The sequence below is a fragment of the Rhodococcus jostii NBRC 16295 genome (assembly GCF_001894825.1).
Lineage (GTDB): Bacteria > Actinomycetota > Actinomycetes > Mycobacteriales > Mycobacteriaceae > Rhodococcus_F > Rhodococcus_F jostii.
In genome coordinates, this window is sequence record NZ_BCWY01000053.1 from 1 (window position 1) to 15,475 (window position 15,475).

16 protein-coding genes and 2 pseudogenes are annotated in these 15,475 nt (G+C 62.9%); 4 read left to right on the plus strand and 14 right to left on the minus strand.

The window, feature by feature from the left end; translation table 11 throughout:
- The first annotated feature begins 745 nt into the window (after positions 1–745).
- From RJ1_RS28270 to RJ1_RS47910, 3 genes and pseudogenes are all read left to right on the plus strand, one after another.
- Positions 746–1,246, plus strand: coding sequence for an N-formylglutamate amidohydrolase (locus RJ1_RS28270; protein WP_073365839.1), 501 nt, complete (start codon positions 746–748; stop codon positions 1,244–1,246).
- Positions 1,247–2,076: 830 nt separating this feature from the next.
- Positions 2,077–2,607, plus strand: a complete 531-nt coding sequence (locus RJ1_RS28280) for a hypothetical protein (RefSeq protein ID WP_240319603.1) — start codon at positions 2,077–2,079, stop codon at positions 2,605–2,607.
- A gap of 933 nt (positions 2,608–3,540) precedes the next feature.
- Positions 3,541–3,711 (plus strand): annotated as a pseudogene (locus tag RJ1_RS47910) (phosphatidylserine/phosphatidylglycerophosphate/cardiolipin synthase family protein); the annotation flags it as partial.
- Positions 3,712–3,855: 144 nt separating this feature from the next.
- On the opposite strand, the gene RJ1_RS28295 reads toward RJ1_RS47910, so the two are convergent.
- From RJ1_RS28295 to RJ1_RS28355, 12 genes are all read right to left on the minus strand, one after another.
- Complete coding sequence (locus tag RJ1_RS28295; protein ID WP_083400344.1) at positions 3,856–5,676, minus strand: AIPR family protein; 1,821 nt, start codon at positions 5,674–5,676, stop codon at positions 3,856–3,858.
- Positions 5,677–6,251: 575 nt separating this feature from the next.
- On the minus strand, positions 6,252–6,635 hold the full coding sequence (locus tag RJ1_RS28300) for a hypothetical protein (RefSeq protein ID WP_240319604.1): 384 nt from the start codon (positions 6,633–6,635) through the stop codon (positions 6,252–6,254).
- An 89-nt stretch (positions 6,636–6,724) separates the two neighbouring features.
- Entirely contained in the window at positions 6,725–6,994 is a 270-nt protein-coding gene (locus RJ1_RS28305; RefSeq protein ID WP_073365841.1) for a hypothetical protein, read from the minus strand.
- Positions 6,995–7,034: 40 nt separating this feature from the next.
- A complete protein-coding gene (locus RJ1_RS28310) occupies positions 7,035–7,562 on the minus strand; it encodes a hypothetical protein (RefSeq protein ID WP_073365842.1) in 528 nt (175 codons plus the stop codon).
- On the minus strand, positions 7,555–7,869 hold the full coding sequence (locus tag RJ1_RS28315; protein ID WP_007297357.1) for a DUF7463 family protein: 315 nt from the start codon (positions 7,867–7,869) through the stop codon (positions 7,555–7,557). The genes RJ1_RS28310 and RJ1_RS28315 overlap by 8 nt, the downstream gene beginning before the upstream one ends.
- An 85-nt stretch (positions 7,870–7,954) precedes the next feature.
- Positions 7,955–8,149, minus strand: coding sequence for a hypothetical protein (locus RJ1_RS28320; protein ID WP_073365843.1), 195 nt, complete (start codon positions 8,147–8,149; stop codon positions 7,955–7,957).
- Positions 8,150–8,188: 39 nt separating this feature from the next.
- Positions 8,189–8,398, minus strand: coding sequence for a hypothetical protein (locus RJ1_RS28325; protein WP_073365844.1), 210 nt, complete (start codon positions 8,396–8,398; stop codon positions 8,189–8,191).
- Between the two features lie 398 nt (positions 8,399–8,796).
- Complete coding sequence (locus tag RJ1_RS28335) at positions 8,797–9,528, minus strand: 3'-5' exonuclease (protein ID WP_073365846.1); 732 nt, start codon at positions 9,526–9,528, stop codon at positions 8,797–8,799.
- Positions 9,525–9,776: a hypothetical protein gene (locus RJ1_RS28340; RefSeq protein ID WP_073365847.1), complete on the minus strand. Its 252-nt coding sequence runs from the start codon at positions 9,774–9,776 to the stop codon at positions 9,525–9,527. The genes RJ1_RS28335 and RJ1_RS28340 overlap by 4 nt, the downstream gene beginning before the upstream one ends.
- Before the next feature lie 38 nt (positions 9,777–9,814).
- Positions 9,815–10,168 carry a hypothetical protein gene (locus RJ1_RS28345; protein ID WP_073365848.1) on the minus strand — a complete coding sequence of 118 codons (354 nt, stop codon included), beginning with the start codon at positions 10,166–10,168 and terminating at the stop codon, positions 9,815–9,817.
- Positions 10,169–10,466: 298 nt separating this feature from the next.
- Positions 10,467–12,983, minus strand: coding sequence for an SLC41A family transporter (locus tag RJ1_RS28350; protein ID WP_143048815.1), 2,517 nt, complete (start codon positions 12,981–12,983; stop codon positions 10,467–10,469).
- 367 nt (positions 12,984–13,350) lie between these two features.
- Entirely contained in the window at positions 13,351–13,848 is a 498-nt protein-coding gene (locus tag RJ1_RS28355; RefSeq protein WP_073365850.1) for a hypothetical protein, read from the minus strand.
- Positions 13,849–14,111: 263 nt separating this feature from the next.
- Here RJ1_RS28355 and RJ1_RS28360 point away from each other — a divergent pair, with 263 nt between their 5' ends.
- Complete coding sequence (locus RJ1_RS28360; RefSeq protein WP_073365851.1) at positions 14,112–14,357, plus strand: helix-turn-helix transcriptional regulator; 246 nt, start codon at positions 14,112–14,114, stop codon at positions 14,355–14,357.
- A 305-nt stretch (positions 14,358–14,662) separates the two neighbouring features.
- Here the strand turns inward: RJ1_RS28360 and RJ1_RS28365 are convergent.
- A pseudogene (locus RJ1_RS28365) lies at positions 14,663–14,850 on the minus strand (cytochrome P450); the annotation flags it as partial.
- A 166-nt stretch (positions 14,851–15,016) separates the two neighbouring features.
- Entirely contained in the window at positions 15,017–15,472 is a 456-nt protein-coding gene (locus RJ1_RS46860) for a hypothetical protein (protein WP_162850267.1), read from the minus strand.
- Positions 15,473–15,475 lie beyond the last annotated feature (3 nt).

The window sequence follows — 15,475 nt, forward strand, 5'->3', positions numbered from 1 at the left end:
GCAGGCCGGTCCGCGTTTTTCACAGCGCGATAATCCGTCCGACGGCCGCTCCGGACCGCATACTGCGATCAGGCCCCAGCGACCAACACAAAGAGTCCTATGACAACGCGCGTCAGGTACGCCGCCACCCCCTCAAGGGGTGCGATGCCGGAGAACTACCCAACGAGAAGGGGTGGCACCAAGAACGACTCGGTCCGAAATCGACCACGAGCGGTCCCTCATGCCGTCAAAAGGTGGCGTCGAGGTCGGTGACCTTGGCACCGGTTGGGGCGATGAAACCGGGAACGAGGGTGGCGCGTTTGGCTCGCAGCTGCTGCTGGCGGGCGTAGGCCGCGACCAGTGAGGCGACGATACGGCTCCGTTTGACCCGTCCAGTGAAGATCGCCGGTTGGGTGCGTTAAACGGTGCAGAAAGCTGTGGGTTAATTGCCTCCCGGCCGACGAGAATCGGAATCCGCTAGCAACTCGCGGATTGCACACGTAACTCATGGAATCCAACAGTTACGAGTGAAAATCAGGGGCGCGCCCCGAAGTCCGGCGCCCAAACGTCATGACCAGCTGAGATCGGTCGATACCTCGCGCAGCGACCTGAACGAACCTGCGCACACTTCGATACCGGTCCAGCCCTTCTGTTAGGGGACCTGCCGTCTATGCAGGTCAACACATCATTCTGCCGGATCAGTAGCCGGTCGGACGAATCGTCATCACTCCGCCGGCCGGATTTCGGCGGCCCGTACCCTTGCCCCATGTCCGCAGATCCCGGCAGCATCCGCGCCGACGGCCCCCAGGCGCTGCCGAACCTGGCCGCACAGGATGCTTCGGCGGATCCCCACATCATCACAGCCGCGGCGCGCACCGGAACGAACATCGAGCTGCGGATTCACACGTCCATTGCACCGTTCGACGTTGCGGCCGAGGAGTGGTTTCCCGCGGCTGCCGGGTTCGCCGTCACGGTCATCGTGCACACCGTCGACGCGCAGACGGGCGTGCCGCGGTATCTGCCGCCCGCGGAGCCCGCCGAGTGGGCGCGGGCGATCTTCTCGACCGTCGACTCCGCGCACGGGTACTTCCTCGGCGCCGTCGACCCAGGCACCGGCGTCCATCGACGCGGGCAGCTCGCATACCGCCTCTACGTCGACACCGACCGCCGGGCGATTCCCGTTCCTCGGCAGGTGGTCACCTGTCCGCATTACCTGCTATCGGCCATCGACGGCAGAGCCGAGGTCACCATTCCCACGACGGCCTGACCCGGCAGGCTGGCCGGTTGCCGGACCACGGTCTGCGGGCGCTGCTTCCTCGGGTGTCCGATCTGCACGCCCTCCGAAGGGTGCGACCTTGAAGTCACGTCGCTGTTGCTTGCTCATGTGGTTCCTCCATCCGTCTCGATCCGATCCCCCGACAAGCTGGTCGCCGATGCCCCAAATCGAGGACGACGCCCTGGGGCGGAATCGAGACGGTTGATCCACCCAGGGAGGGCTGCGGCACGTGGATACACTTGTGCCACAAGCTCATTGCCACTTCTGAGGCCGACCACGACAGACCTCAGGAATCTCCCGGGTGGGAGCGCGGCGACAAGACTACCAGCGCACCGGAGCCCGGGTCAGGGGACGTGTCATTTCTGCTGGTCAAACAACAATCCAGGGGCGGATACGACACCACCAGCACTGATGCCGAGCCGGTGCCGGCGGTGCGAGTTCTCCCCCGGCTGGCAAGCTCGGTCGCGGCCGGCCGGCAGCACAATCGCCGTCCTACCGGTCCCGTTAAGCTTCCCGCCATGGCGCTTGGACTCATGCGACGCACGCGCGCCCACCCCGTCGAACCCCTCAAACCTCGCCTACGCTGCGTACGAGTTCCGGGAAGCGCTGATTCCGCTGCAGGGCATCACCCCTGACCGCTGCGATGCCGCAGCCACCGAGTTACGGGACAGAGCGCATCACGCCGGGGAACGATTTTTCGCAGCTGTCGCTGGGCTCCCCCGCCGCGAGCGCACACTCGCCGGTCACTGGGAGAACGCCGCGGTCATACGTTACCGGTACGGCTGGAGGTCTTTGCGCGCGCCGAAGACCTCGGCGCCGACATGCTCGCGCAACTCGCCACCCACCGGCGGCCGTCGTTGCCCGCGCTCACCGAACTGTGTGACGTCTGTGCCCATGCCCGCACCCTTGATCAGCACCAACGGCCCGAGATGTTCGGGGCAAGTACCTGCAGGGCCACCCGACGGCTTCGCACCTCCCCCGACGACTCGGCCGGCACCAACAATCGGACCACCGGGAGGTCCTGCATTGTCGATCAAGCTGAACTGCGGTGGCGGATCCGCCGAGATCTGACAAGTCTTCTCGTCGAGAACGCCCTAGCGGGCAACGGAATCACCCGGGAAGCCGAACGCCATCTCGTCCCGTGGCTGAAACTGGCGTGCGAGACCCTCGACAGTCCAATGAGCATCGACGGTCTCGAGGATGTCGCCGCGCAATGGCGCGAGCGCCGCCGGCCCTACATGCTCGCCGCCGCCGATCGGGCCGACGTGATCATCGTCGACCCGATCCCTCGTCAGCGCGCGACCCTGTGGTGGAAGCTCGTCCACGGCGACGAACCGCCGCCGCCGCTGTAAGGCGGCACGCGGCGGCGTCGCCCCGGCCGGAGTGGGAAGCTCCGCTCCGGGGCGCCGGCTCGTCGGCGGCGGCCGGATCTCGGGAACATCCACTTCGAAGATCGGTGCGCGTGACGACATCGTCCACACCAAGGACTTGAAGTTCGACCACCGCGTAGTGGCGAATGTCACGGGGTTCGTCGAGTCGGTCCTCTTGCCGCCTTGATCGCCTGGACCGTCACCTGGTCGGGGTCACCGGCGCCGATGCCGATCACGAAGAGTTCACGCATGTCGGCTGGCTATCGCGCGGGCACGCTCGGGGCTCCCGGGGACCCGCAAACCACTCACGGGCGGCGGAGCCACCTAAACTAGGACCGTGACTATGCCGATCTCGTACGAAGACCTGCTCCGCCGAGATCGGTACTGACACACGAAAAGCCCCCGCCTTGCCGGGCGGGGGCGACTTCTCGAAAACCATCCATCCGAGGCTTAGACATCCGGAGGTCCTCCATTCCGACAATACGCGCTACCCGACAGTCCAGCACCGTCCGCCCTCAGGCGCACGTCAACTCTGCCGCACCGTGGCACCGCTGCCTGATGCTTCTGTGCATCGCAGTTGTGTTGTGCGCCATCACCGCTGTCGTTCTCTACTCTCCCGCCCCGGAGGTAGGAGTGAACGTCCTGATCGTTCTCCTCAGCGGAGGAGGGTTGGCCGCTCTCGTGCAGAAGATGCTGACCTAACCGTCCCCTAGAACGACGAACCCCCCCACCCTCGAATGAGAGTGGGGGAGTTCGTTGTATGCGCCCTTACGGCGTGACCTTGAACCAGTACGCGGTCGGGAGGTCGAAGATGCGGCGGTTCGATGTCGCAGATGGGGACGTGTCATATCCGCAGTTCATCACCGCTTTTCGCGAGCACGGCGGTGCAATTGGTCTCATGGGCTGCACCATACGATCCGGGCCCGAGCCAATAGCGGTACAGCGCATCACGCCCGCGCTACCGTTCTACCTATGGGGACGACATTTCACGGGCCGAGTCCCTGGCCGCACATCACCCGCGCCATTCGAGTGAGGGGGCCACGCCACGCCGCAATCGCTTACCTCGGCGAGGACGCATGTCGCTTGGACGGCACGGGCGCAGACGGGAGGCAGGTCCTATCGGGTGTGCACCCGGGTGTACACCGCGGCCGGGGACGCAAACCCCAGGATCGGGCACAGTTGCTCGGCGGCCGCGGTCTGCTGGCGGCGGGCGTTCCGGGCGAGGAGCGCCTAGCGTGAAAATTCCACTTGATCCGCGAATTGAATAAAACTTGATTCGATGTTATCTCGCGTGGCTTCGATCATTGACCCGAATGTGCTAACCGCTTCGCTTACGCGATCCGCTGACTTTATTCCTAGGTCAGTTGCGGGTCGTAGCTGGGAGGTGAATGCGGCACACGTTTGGACAATCGGTCGCCAATGACTCATTGCGGTATATGGAGATGGATTATCCTTGAATTGGAGTAAGAAAAGATTGGGAACAGGCTTGTCGAGAAGTGTTTCTATGCAGTTTCCGATCGCGGCGGCAAGAAGATGGATCCCGCCCCGGGACCTGAAGAATTCCGCACGCGCCCTCTGGGGTTTAGTACGCTTATCTTCGGGAACCAAATTTAGTTCTGCCTTCTGATTCTCAATTTCCTTCAGCAACGAGTAGCAGAGGACGATATGCCGAGCACTCAGGTTCTCGTTGAAGAATTTGGAGTATGTGGAGTCTTGTTCCCAAATTTGCCGCAGTTCGTTGTATGCGAGATTCGGGAATCCATGGAAGGCTGCAATCGACTGGGCAACTGTGCTGTCTGCCAGGAGAGTCCGATCGCGCTTGATCGCATCGTTTGCGCCTCCTCGGCGAGCACCTCGGTACAGAGCCTCGGGGACGCTCTTAAATTCGTCTCGCAGTCGCTCTTGCACCTCGTCGCGGCTACGGAAGTCTGTTGCCTCAATTTTGTTTTGAGTATTGTTGTATTTGACGACATTTTCGAGGATTTCAGAGTTCTCGCTTGTGACGAAGCGGATCTGCACCCAGGAATCAGAAAGGCCAGATATCTCGCTATTATTTAGGGTCCCGATAGCGCCGGTAGTTTGACCCCCATTTACAATGCCGAGGCCCTCGACTGTTATTTTCTGCTGGCCGTCCTCCGGCTCGGTGAAGCGGTGAACTACGGCCGTAATCCCGTTATTGTAGATAAAGAAGTCGCCGGGTGTGTTTTTTGCCGTATTCTTAATCCCATAATTGATGTTTCGCTCTGATCTGCGGATGCCCAGGTAGTCTCGCACGTTGGGCGACATCAAGTCGGTATCGTATTTTTTCCAAAGGTCGCGGAGTTGACTCAGCCTCACAGCAGTGTTGTAGGCCTGCCATTTTTCCCCTGCGAGTAAGTATCCACCTAGGGTGTCGAATTCTAGTACGTCTTCTACAGCAATTGGCAAGCTCGCTCTTGCGTAGAGATCGTTGATCGTACTTTTCCCGATCTCTGCCGCTGAAACATTTATCTGCAACGTGGGCCAATGGCGCCTAACGATACTGTCGGCAGTTTTGACCACCTGGTCCAACTCATCACTGACGTTCTTGCTTTCTGGGCAGTTGTGTACTGACCAAATTTGTAAATCAGTGATCTCCCCGTTGTCCAACGCATCGCGCGCCTCGAGAGCGGCGCTGCGTAGAGTCTCTGGCATACCAACGATATCGCCGGTTAACAACCACGTCACGGCAGCATTTAGGTCGCTTGTCTTGCCGGAGGGCGCCTCGGTCTTCTTTTCAGGTTTCTTGGTCGCGTATGCCTGGGCAATTACCAACTGCCCACTTGCACGATCAACGGAAACAAGGTCGCATTTCTTGTCGTTGTTTCCATCTGTCAACGCGTCCGCTGCAAAGGTTCCTACGTCGTCCAGTCCGAGCTTTAGTTCCGCAGCGAAGAGGGCTATCGAATTCCCTTCTCCATACTTGGCCAGGTCGTCTCGCTGGCTAAGGGCGATCCAGCCGGGTCCCTCGTTCAGCTGAGTCGGCGCTGGGGCGTCGGTCGAGTTCTGATCTGGCGTAGGTTCAGCGGTCACCGGACCATCCTGGCAGACTCGTCGTCCCGTGGCCCAGCAGTAGGTGTCACTTGGCAAGGTGCAGATAAGCCCACTCGTGATCAGTGGTGGGCTGATGTCCGCCGGACGGCCGCGGAGACCGCTGCGGCCTGGCCTGGGCTGCCGCGGAGCGCGCGAGGCTGTCGACTTCCCGAGGCACGGTGAGAATGCGCGAACTCGGCCCGCCACGCGAATGTGGCAGGCCGAGCTCCCACAATGTGCTGGGCAGATCCGATGGTTACCTCTTTCCGGCGAGCCGGGCAGAGGCCGGCACTGGTAAATGCCGGGGGCGACACCTGGTTGGCCTTCGAGACGCCGTGGTCGAGCGCTACATCCCGTCGAGCGCTACCGGCAGGTTTCCCGTGTGTCATCAAGTAGCCGTCGTAATGATGGACTGGGCACGGCAAGCGTGCCGAGAAGACAACGGGGTCTTGTTCATTCCGAATGTCCGGCTCAGCAGATGATCGAACGAGCAATCTCGCCCGAGGCATGCGTCGAACTCAACAAGCTCCGCGAGCCAGGGTGCCTCGACGACGACCAGTGGGACCGTGTGCAAGTCAGAGCATGTCATCTTCGGGTCGGAGCTTATCGAGACGCTCGATCGCGGTATCGCCGGCAGGCGTATCGCTGGCCGGGTCGAGCAAGACCGCTCGGCGGCCGGCGAGAGCGTCACGGCCGAGCCCAGGCGCGAAGATCAGCTTCTTGCGTCGTGCGGTGTCCGTCTCGTGGACCGACGTCGTTGCGGTCAGCGGCAGCAGGTCCTCGGCGCGATGCAGTCGCGATGCCAGAGGCTGGCGGTAGTCCGCGGGGTTCATGCCCGCTCGAGCGAGGCATGTGAGTTCGTTGATGCGGGCGAAGAGGGCATCTGCGGCCGCGGTGCGCCACGGTTCGTCGATGACACGGTTGGCGGGAATCGGGGCGTTGCGATCGTTGGGGGTCATCTCTACTCCTTGGGTGGTCGTGGTCGACGAGCTATACAGGTGCGGCGAGTTCGGCCACCCGTTGCAGTCTCATCTCCGGATGACAGCGGCTACCAGACTTCGCCGATCAGTAGGACCGTGACGAGGGCGTGGTCTTCGCGGTTGACGGTTGCCGTCGAGCTCCCGAGAAGGCTCTTGAGCAGTCCTGGGTCTTGGTGGACCTGATCGGTGAGGATGGTTGTGGTGTGCGAGGTGTTGACCGGGTGCGCATCGGCACCGAGTTCCTGGTGCATCGTCGACACCGCGGCGTCGAGCGCGTTCGTCAGAGCTTCCGGGACTGTTGTGGCCGTGGCCCATCCCCAGAAGGCGGCGCGTTTCATCGGTCGGTGTCCATCGACTCGCCGCTGTAGAACAGAGCGTTCACTGTTTTCCTCTCGTGTGACTGCGGGTGGTCAGGGCGGTAACCCGCGGCTGTCGGGGTGCAGGGGCCCGCACTGGAAAGTCATGCACCCGCACACCCGCGGGGGCAGCGTACCCAGCGCCACTGACCACCTCGAGAACGTCGTCGTGCAGTGCACCGATGCTCAGTCCGGCGGTGAGCGCCTGCGAGCCGAGGGCGTAAGTACGCGACTGCGGGTCGTAGACAGCTGGTGTGAGGTACCAACTGGTGCCGTTGGGATTCCCGAATAGGTCCTCGAAGTACTTGCTGTGGCTGACACCGGTGTTCGGGTCGACGGTGGTGTCGTCGGTAGCGCAGCGGACCGAGACCAGCGCGAACAGGGTTGCACCGGTACCCGGTTCGGCCAGATCCGCGAACGGGGTGATCGTGGCTCCGCGGTCGGGGTGGTGCGGGGAGGTTTGCAGGTGGCCGACGACTTGAACTTCTCGGCCGTCGATCAGGGCGCGGTAGTCGCGGTGAGGGGTGCGTGTGTCGTTGCGGTCAGGCATCGGTGGCCTCCTCGAGAAGTTGATCGATCCGGACTGTCTTGCGGCCGCGGCGGTGTGCGCGGGCGAGGTTGTTGTACACGCGGGCGCCGAGTCGTACTTGGCCGAGCATCCGGAAGATTCGCCAGTCGGCCAGATAGCCGGCGTCGCGTGCGTCTTGTTTTGCTGTGGTGATCTGGTGACCGAGCAGTTCGATGATGCCGACCAGGTCCTCTTTGTCCCTGGCCAGCCACATCTGACGGGTGATGTGGCCGTTCCAGGGTTCGACGCGGGGGCGGTTGTCCCAGTCGGGCGGGAAGTACTCGTTCACCGTTCCGCCTCCCCCGCTTCGGTGTTCGCTTCGAGGTGCATTGCGGGGTCCTTTCAGCTGGGTAGGTGAGGCTTTCGGATGTGTGTCAGGCCGCTGCGGTGACCTCTCGGATCGGGTGCGAGATGAAGATGTCGAGGAGGTCGATCTCGGCCTGGGTGCCGTCGGCGAGGCGGACGGTCGCGAACCGGGAACCCGCCTCGTCGCGGTGGTATCCGTGCACGCCGACGATGCGGTCGCGGGGGTGGTCCGGGGTAATGGCTTCGGCGAGAGCGTGGGACATGAGAACTCCTTGTCAGTGGGTTTACTGGGGGTCTGCGGGTCAGGCGTGCGAAGTCGCGTTCAGCTCTACCGCAATGGCGGCGTCGCTCGCGGACTCCGCCAGTTCGCACAGGTCGAAGTGGTCCGCCAGAATTTCGTCTCCTTCTACCTCGTCGTCGAGGGCGACCGCGGTGATCCGTCCGTCCCGGATCACGATCGATCCCCAGTCGAGCTGGCGAGCTGCGGTGATGACGGCGGTGCTGTCGTTCATGACGGTGACCTTCCGTGTCGGACTCACGAGAAACTACATTACAGCGCGACAATGTGATGTTGCAACCCTTGAATGAAGTCCCACAAAGAAACCCGGTCTAGCCCTCTACCCTTTTCGGGATTCGTTCAGGACCGACACATACATGTCGACGTGGCCGCACGGGTTGTCCCATCGGTCACAGGTAAACCAATCACCGTCCTCATGGAAGCGGTGTTTCTGCGGGATTCCCCGCGGGCCTTGGCAAGTGAGGCAAGCCCAGATCAGCGTGAGAGCACGGATCGCAGGGTAGGCGCCGCTGGTTCCCCACCCGCTGCGGTCGATCACATGAACGGTGCGGCGCGGAGTGTCGTGGCCGGAAGGTGTGGGCATGTCATCTTCTTTCTAACGAAGGGGACGTGTCATCTATGCAGGTAAGAGCCCGGCAACGACGGTGTCGACGAGGCTGCGTCAGCCGGGCAGGACGCGTCTGCGAGCAGTTCGCCGGAAGGGGTCGTAGCGCCCGCGTCACGGCGGTGAGCGGCGTCTCGGCCGCAAGAGGGTGCAGGAGTCCCGGTAGGGCCGTCTGCGATGCCCTGGAGGACTGCGCGGGCGGCTTCCGCATCGCCGCGGGCGCGGTGCGCACCGTCGAGTCGGATGTTCTTCTCGACGCCTTCGGCCTGAGAGCGCTTCACCATGACGCATCCCCACCGCTCGGTGTCGGCCAGGTGCAGGGGGTCAAGGCCGTGGCGGTGGCAGTCGTGCAGGATGCGGCTCTGATCGAATTCGGCGTTGTAGGCGAGTACGACCCGGTCCGCGGTGACCGCTGCGAGGACGGAGAACACGGTGGGCCAGTCTGGAGCGCCGATGAGCTGGGCGGCACTGATGCCGTGTACGGCTGCCGCCGCGGGGTGAATCTGCACGTCGCCGGGATCGACGAGGGTGTCAAGGAGGACGGCGCCGGTGGCCGCGTCGATGACAGCCACCTCGAGGATCGATCCGTCGAGGTCGCTGGTCTCGGTATCGAGGATGACCGCATGGCCCGGGGCGAGCATGCGCGTCGCCCATTCCCGGGGGCCGTTCTCTGCTGCGGTCATCGTCTCCTCCTCGGTGGCCATCGTGACGGCACCGTCCGACATGCAGTTCGGGGTCATCGGGATGCCTTCACCTCCTCGACGACGGTCACCCACTGGTCGGGGCTGTAGGACACGGCGGCAGGGAATCCGTCGGTGACGATGGCGACGTGCACAGTGGTGGTGTTGACGCGGTCGATTTCAGCGACGGTGTAGTCGTAGAACTCGCCCGCGGTGAAGGGCTCTGGCCAGTCGGCATTGCGTTCGCGCACGACGTCGCCGGGGCGCAGGTCCAACACATTGCGGCCCTGCACGAGTTGATCGGTCATGTTTCCCCCTGGATTGCTGGCATTTCTGGCATCGCTGTTCAGCGCTCGGCGAGGCTCGCGGCCGTCCATCCGTCGACGAAGTCGGACATGATCTTGCGACCGAGCCCGTCGCCGACGGTCAGGCCTTCGAGAGCGCGGCGCACTACCGCACTCAGGGCCGGAGAAAGGGTCTCCCCCTCCGCGTGTGCGGCGCGTCCGACCTCGACGAAGTCGACGGGGCGCAATTTGGACGGATGGGTGATCCATCCGCCGTCAGGCGTGGCGTACGGCTCGGGCACCACCGGCAGCAGGACCACCGACGCCCGCGACCGCGTGACCACGGTGTAGACACCAGGACGCACGGTCCACGCGACCAGGTCTCCCTTCGCGAACTCGACCGGACGAGTATTCAAGTCTGCTGCCGCGTCATTTCACACCGTCTTCCCTTGGCGAGGTTCACCTTCTGGCACTACATTACAGCGTGACGCTGTTATGTTGCAAGTGTTGGCGAGTCGGTGATGCAAAAGCCGAGTTGGCGGGCGATACCCGGGCGCCCGAGGACGCCGGGCCGTGATGGCTGGGGCGTCGCAGCGGCGTCGCAGACCCACATCATTCGGCCGGTGTACGGTCCGATCTGCCCCGATCTGCCCGGACTGCAAGTGGCCGCCTGGCGGTGCCGCCACCGGCCTTCACCTCGACTACATGGAAGCGCTATTTTTCAAGGTCGGCACTGGGCCGTCCTTGGGTGTCCCTCCTGCGGTCGGTCAGATACACGTCGAGGTCGAGGCGATTCGCCAACTGTATGACTTTCGCCGCCCCTTCTTTAGTGAGCCAGGGAGGCATGCCCGGCCACACCCACCTACCCGGAGTGAACTCGACACTATCGGCAGGCTTCCTGAGTAACCGCAGCTCAACGACGGCAGCCTCGTCCTCGCGAGACACGCTCTGGCTCTTCCACGCTGCGGTCTTCGCGAGCGCAGCTAGCTCCACCTGGAGGTCCTTAACCTGGTCCGGTTCTCCTCGCACCCACAGGACCGGCCGAACATCGAAGATCAGCTTCCGCAGTTCCTCGGCCGAGTTTCTGGTATCAACCGCTAATGGATCATCCAGCTTCTTCCTTTTCTTAGCCGGCCAGTAGCTGGAGTGAGGGTAATTTCGAAAGAAGATCGCCGGGCGCGGCTCAAATCGTTTCCCCTGAGCGAGCGGAATATCCTTGACGCCATTGCCGAAGATGCGTTTGAGGGCGCCACCCACTAAGTCGTGTTGGAAGTAGATATTGGTCCACGTGGTGGGTGCAAACACAGCGGCATGATGGAAGCGGGTCGAGCTGCCCGTCGGGGGTTTACGGCTGACAACTAGGAACCGGAAGGTACCGCGGTCGTTCGTCACTTGTTCCGCAGGTGGGCTGGCCGAGATCAGTCGGCGCCTCTTTCGGTTCGTGAGGTCATCCTCGCCTTTGGCCAACAAAAGCTCTGCATGTGCAAGGGGTGACCCCACGGTGATGAGGTCAGTCACCAGCCATCGGGCAGAAAGGTCGGGGCGAGTGGTCTTACCAGTCTCCGAGGGAATCAGGCTTCCGGGCTGAGGATCACGCAAGAGAGCCTGCAGATCGCGCTGCACCGAGCGCCACTCTTGAAGCTTCGAATCGCGGACACATGGGAGTTGGAGTTGTTTGAAGTCTTCGCCATCCCTGCCCGAGTCTTCCTCCGGCACTTCCTTCTTCTCGTCCTTCTCCTTCTCGTCCTCCTCGTCCTTCTCCTTCTCGTCCTCCTCGTTTGGCTTGATGTCCGGATGCCGCCCGGTCTTGCCGTCCGGGTTCGGATTGCCGACCGGGTTCGGATTGCCGACCGGGTTCGGATTGCCGACCGGGTTCGGATTGCCGACCGGGTTCGGATTGCCGACCGGGTTCGGATTGCCGACCGGGTTCGGATTGCCGACCGGGTTCGGATTGCCGTCCGGGTTCGTCCGCTCGGGATAGTCGAGGCAGCCCTCTAGTCTTTCGAGCACTGTCTGCCGGGATCTCCGTCGGGCATGCTCCGATTCTGATGGCCGAGGGAGCCGGATCTTGTGGTTGGCTTCGGCCCAATATGCCTCCAGAGCGTCGAAGGCGATGACGCTGCCCAGGCTGTGACCTATGAGTACGATGCGGTCGTAGGCTGGTCGACCGTTTGTGCCGTCAGTTTCTGTGTGTAACCGGCGCAGAGTCTTGACCAGGTTACGACGGACCTTCTCGCGTTCCGCCAGGTTGTCCGGGTTGTTCGATAGGTAACGTGCCGCGTCGCCGACGCCACCGAGCACAGCGCCGCTGAACAACAACACAGCAACGGACGTAAGGATCGGGACCGCCGCCACGATCACTCTCCCCGACGAAGCGAATGCGTCCCATGTGGACACGACGACGAGAACGACTCCAGGAACCCCAACAAGGATCACCAGCCAGAGCCGGCGGAACCCGACAATGAAGCTCACCACGACCCCGAGGATCAGCCCGACACCGACCAGGAGTGCAAACCATTTCCCCCGATCCATTTCCCCTGTGTTCATTGTCAGCACGACTGCGCTCAGGAACGCGAGGACAATCAGGGCGAGGACGAACCTGGCGATCTGGATTAGCCCGAGGGGGTTAATAACCAGTAGGTACAGGTAGAGCAGAAGTAACAGGACCACGCCGAAGATGGCGTCGGTCGCGCCGAAGTCCGGCTCCCGCAGGCCGAACGCTGTCGCCAACATTGCGATCCATAGCAAGCCGGCAGAAACCATCAAGCCCCACCGCTTCAGATCGCTATCTATTCCCCTCAATGCTGCGGATGTGACAGAGCCGCGCTTGATACGCAGCAGGTCGATCAGCCAGGCACCGACATGTCGCCATGCAGTATCTCGAAACCGGTACGCCCAGTAGTACTCGTAGAAGTGGACGTTGCGAACCCACGGTTTGAGGATGGGAGGCTTCTTCTCTTTGCCGGAAAGTTCCTTGTTTCCGGCAAAGAGCAGCTTCAAGTCCTCGGCGAGACCTTCCGGCGTCTGGTCTCGGAGGTCAACGCTGACGCGGCGCAAGTAGGTCTTGTCGGATACCGTGTCTCGATTTACAAACCAGCGTTTCGCCTCGTGCTCTCCGAGGATGCCGTACTCCCCCTCCCCGTCACCCACGAAACCGAGCAAAGTGTCCAACGGACGTTGCTCACCGATTCCGTGCACCAAGATCACTGCGGTCTTCGGCAGAGCCGGCATAGCGCACCCCATGACTGATCGTCGGAGCTGATAAGAACAAGTCTGCGCGTTCTCTCGTCAGAACGGAACCGGTCGGTTTCATCGTGGGGATGCGGCCGACGGTTCCGGGCCGGCTATTCGAACGCGCACGGTCGGCTACCTCTCCCGACTGCCTGCTTATCTGACGCCGAACTGGCGCGGCGACGGTCGCGTCTTGCTTGAGCGCGGTCGGGATCGGCGAGCTGGCCCCTCGCTCCCCCTGCACCAGCGGGAAGTCGGTCGCGGCTTGGCGACGTGCCTCGACCGCGGCCGAGTTGGTGAGTGGGCGGTCAGCGCAGGAAGCGATATGCGCGGTGGGCGGCGCGGGCGGCCGGTACGTGCCGGATTGTTAGGCGCACCGCGGTACGGGCCGCGCTGCGTGCGGCGCGGTTCCCGATCCGGGCTGCCCTCGAGGACCTGCGGTGCTGGCGCGTGGAAGGTCTTCGGGCGTCTTCCGATCATGGGGGGAGCCTTCGTCGAGTTCGGATTCCCACTGCGTCCAATCGTCAGCTGGTGCCCGGCGGGCTGGTTCCGGGCGGGCAGGCCTGGAGGACTGGCGCTTGCGGCGCTGCGGATCCAGCACGCGCAGTCCCGGAATCCGGGTGAAGATCAGCTTGGCCAGGAGCGAACCCCATGTTCGGTGCCGATAGGCGCCGAACAGATGCCCAGTGAGCCACACCGCCGCCATCGCGCCGAGCTGGGCTCCGGCAGCTGCACCCGCAACCAGCCAGATCAGCCCTTTGAGCACGAGGACAATGCCGGCGATCCGCGCCAGCCCGTAGCCGAATTTCCAGACCACGACAATTATGAGCGCGACAAAAGCGGCGGTGATCAGCAGCGGCGACATATCCGTATCCCTTCCCTCTGACCTTAATTCCCTTTTACCTTACAGCGTCATGTTGTATTGTTGCAAGCATGAAGAGATACCACATGCCCCAGACAGGCACGCTGGCGTTACATCCTCGAGCTGTAGGTTCTAGCGCATGGAACCCCCGCGTCACCGGACTACGCCCGACTGCAGGCCGCCCTGCACCCGTAAGTCGTCATCGTTCACTCGGCCGTACGTCTGCGACTCCGCGGTCCAGGCCATTACCTACCCGGAGATCTGAGATGGCCAACCCGAACAGGCTCACCTCGCAGGAGTGCATCGACCTGATCAAGGCCGAGTCCGGCACCGAGATCTCCGCCTCGACGTGGCGCTCGTATGTCGCCCGGGGACAGGCGCCGGACCCGGTCGAGAAGATCGGGCGAACGCCGCTGTGGAAGCGCGGCGATGTCATCGAGTGGGCCAACAACAGACCCGGACAGGGCGCGCGCACCGATGTGCAGAAGCCTCGGCGCCGACGCTCAGAGTGACTGACGTTCGCCCGCCTTCGATGTCACTGGAATCAGAATTTTGCCCTGCGCTGCACAGATGACATGTCCCTGCCCCGCCGGCTATCTCGCCCGACCCCAGAACGCCCCCGTCCTCACTGAGAGGACGGGGGCGTTTCGGCGTTCGGAGAATGCCGCTAGACGATTCTCCGAAGTCGGATACCGGAGTGAGCGAGTGACCCCGGTGACTCTTCGATGTCCAGTTGGGAGTCAGATCAGGAGGGGACATGCCACCTTCGCAGTTCAGGCTTCTTTTGTTCTGTGGTCGAGGTGCGCCTCGGGCACCGTCAGTCACGTGTCCGGACTGGAAGTGAATCGATGCCGCTGATGAACGCGGAGAGCAGCAGTTCCGGTTCACCCACCGCGTGGAGTGCGGGATGGGCGATGAACAGTTCTTCGAGCATGACGCGCAGCTCCAGCCGTGCGAGGTTATACCCAGGCAGTGGTGGATGTCTTTCGCACCGAAACCGAGATGTGACGTGTGTGGTCTGGGGACATGCTTGACGAAATGTAGTCGGGACATGCTTAACGATTTCTGGGTCGGTGGGCGTTGAAATTGCGGATTGGCTTGGTGGTCGTTCTGGCATGCAGCGAGAGTTCCGTTGTTCCGTCGAGGACGCGGAAGTGGTGGTCTTCGACCATCACAGTGATGATGGTTCCTGCATGGTGCGTCCGACTCGCAGCCGCTGACCGGCCACCATCACGACGCCGTCCTTCGGAACTCGTCGGTGCAGGCGTTGTGGCCCCGCCGGCGGAGGTGGAGGCAGGGGCGTCGTTGACCGTCGAACCTGGGTGAGTCGGCCCAGGTCGGCGGCGACGAGCGGATTCGGTAGCGTCTTGATCAGGTGGTTCCCCGCGACAGCATGGATGAGCCCGCCGTCGATCTGCAGCGTTACCCGGGTTCCTGTGGTGTCCGGTCCTAGCGCGAGTTGGTGGCCGAGAAGGACCACGATCCCGTCCCGAGTGGCGGTGCGGTCGACTTCCACCGGCACTCGCTCGGCCGCGGGTGCAGCGGGATCGAATGCGGGTAGCGCGGGGGCCGGCCGACCGGGTCGTGCACCTCGCATGGTCAGTCGGTCGAGATCGGCGGTTGTCAACCG

Coding starts and splice junctions, on each gene's coding strand:
- RJ1_RS28270 (WP_073365839.1), top strand. CDS start 746: ATGTCCGCAGATCCCGGCAGCATCCGCGCCGACGGCCCCCAGGCGCTG.
- RJ1_RS28325 (WP_073365844.1), bottom strand. CDS start 8,398: ATGAACGACAGCACCGCCGTCATCACCGCAGCTCGCCAGCTCGACTGG.
- RJ1_RS28310 (WP_073365842.1), bottom strand. CDS start 7,562: ATGCCTGACCGCAACGACACACGCACCCCTCACCGCGACTACCGCGCC.
- RJ1_RS28360 (WP_073365851.1), top strand. CDS start 14,112: ATGGCCAACCCGAACAGGCTCACCTCGCAGGAGTGCATCGACCTGATC.
- RJ1_RS28280 (WP_240319603.1), top strand. CDS start 2,077: ATGCTCGCGCAACTCGCCACCCACCGGCGGCCGTCGTTGCCCGCGCTC.
- RJ1_RS28340 (WP_073365847.1), bottom strand. CDS start 9,776: ATGACCGATCAACTCGTGCAGGGCCGCAATGTGTTGGACCTGCGCCCC.
- RJ1_RS28300 (WP_240319604.1), bottom strand. CDS start 6,635: ATGACCCCCAACGATCGCAACGCCCCGATTCCCGCCAACCGTGTCATC.
- RJ1_RS28350 (WP_143048815.1), bottom strand. CDS start 12,983: ATGCCGGCTCTGCCGAAGACCGCAGTGATCTTGGTGCACGGAATCGGT.
- RJ1_RS28305 (WP_073365841.1), bottom strand. CDS start 6,994: ATGAAACGCGCCGCCTTCTGGGGATGGGCCACGGCCACAACAGTCCCG.
- RJ1_RS28335 (WP_073365846.1), bottom strand. CDS start 9,528: ATGACCCCGAACTGCATGTCGGACGGTGCCGTCACGATGGCCACCGAG.
- RJ1_RS28320 (WP_073365843.1), bottom strand. CDS start 8,149: ATGTCCCACGCTCTCGCCGAAGCCATTACCCCGGACCACCCCCGCGAC.
- RJ1_RS28355 (WP_073365850.1), bottom strand. CDS start 13,848: ATGTCGCCGCTGCTGATCACCGCCGCTTTTGTCGCGCTCATAATTGTC.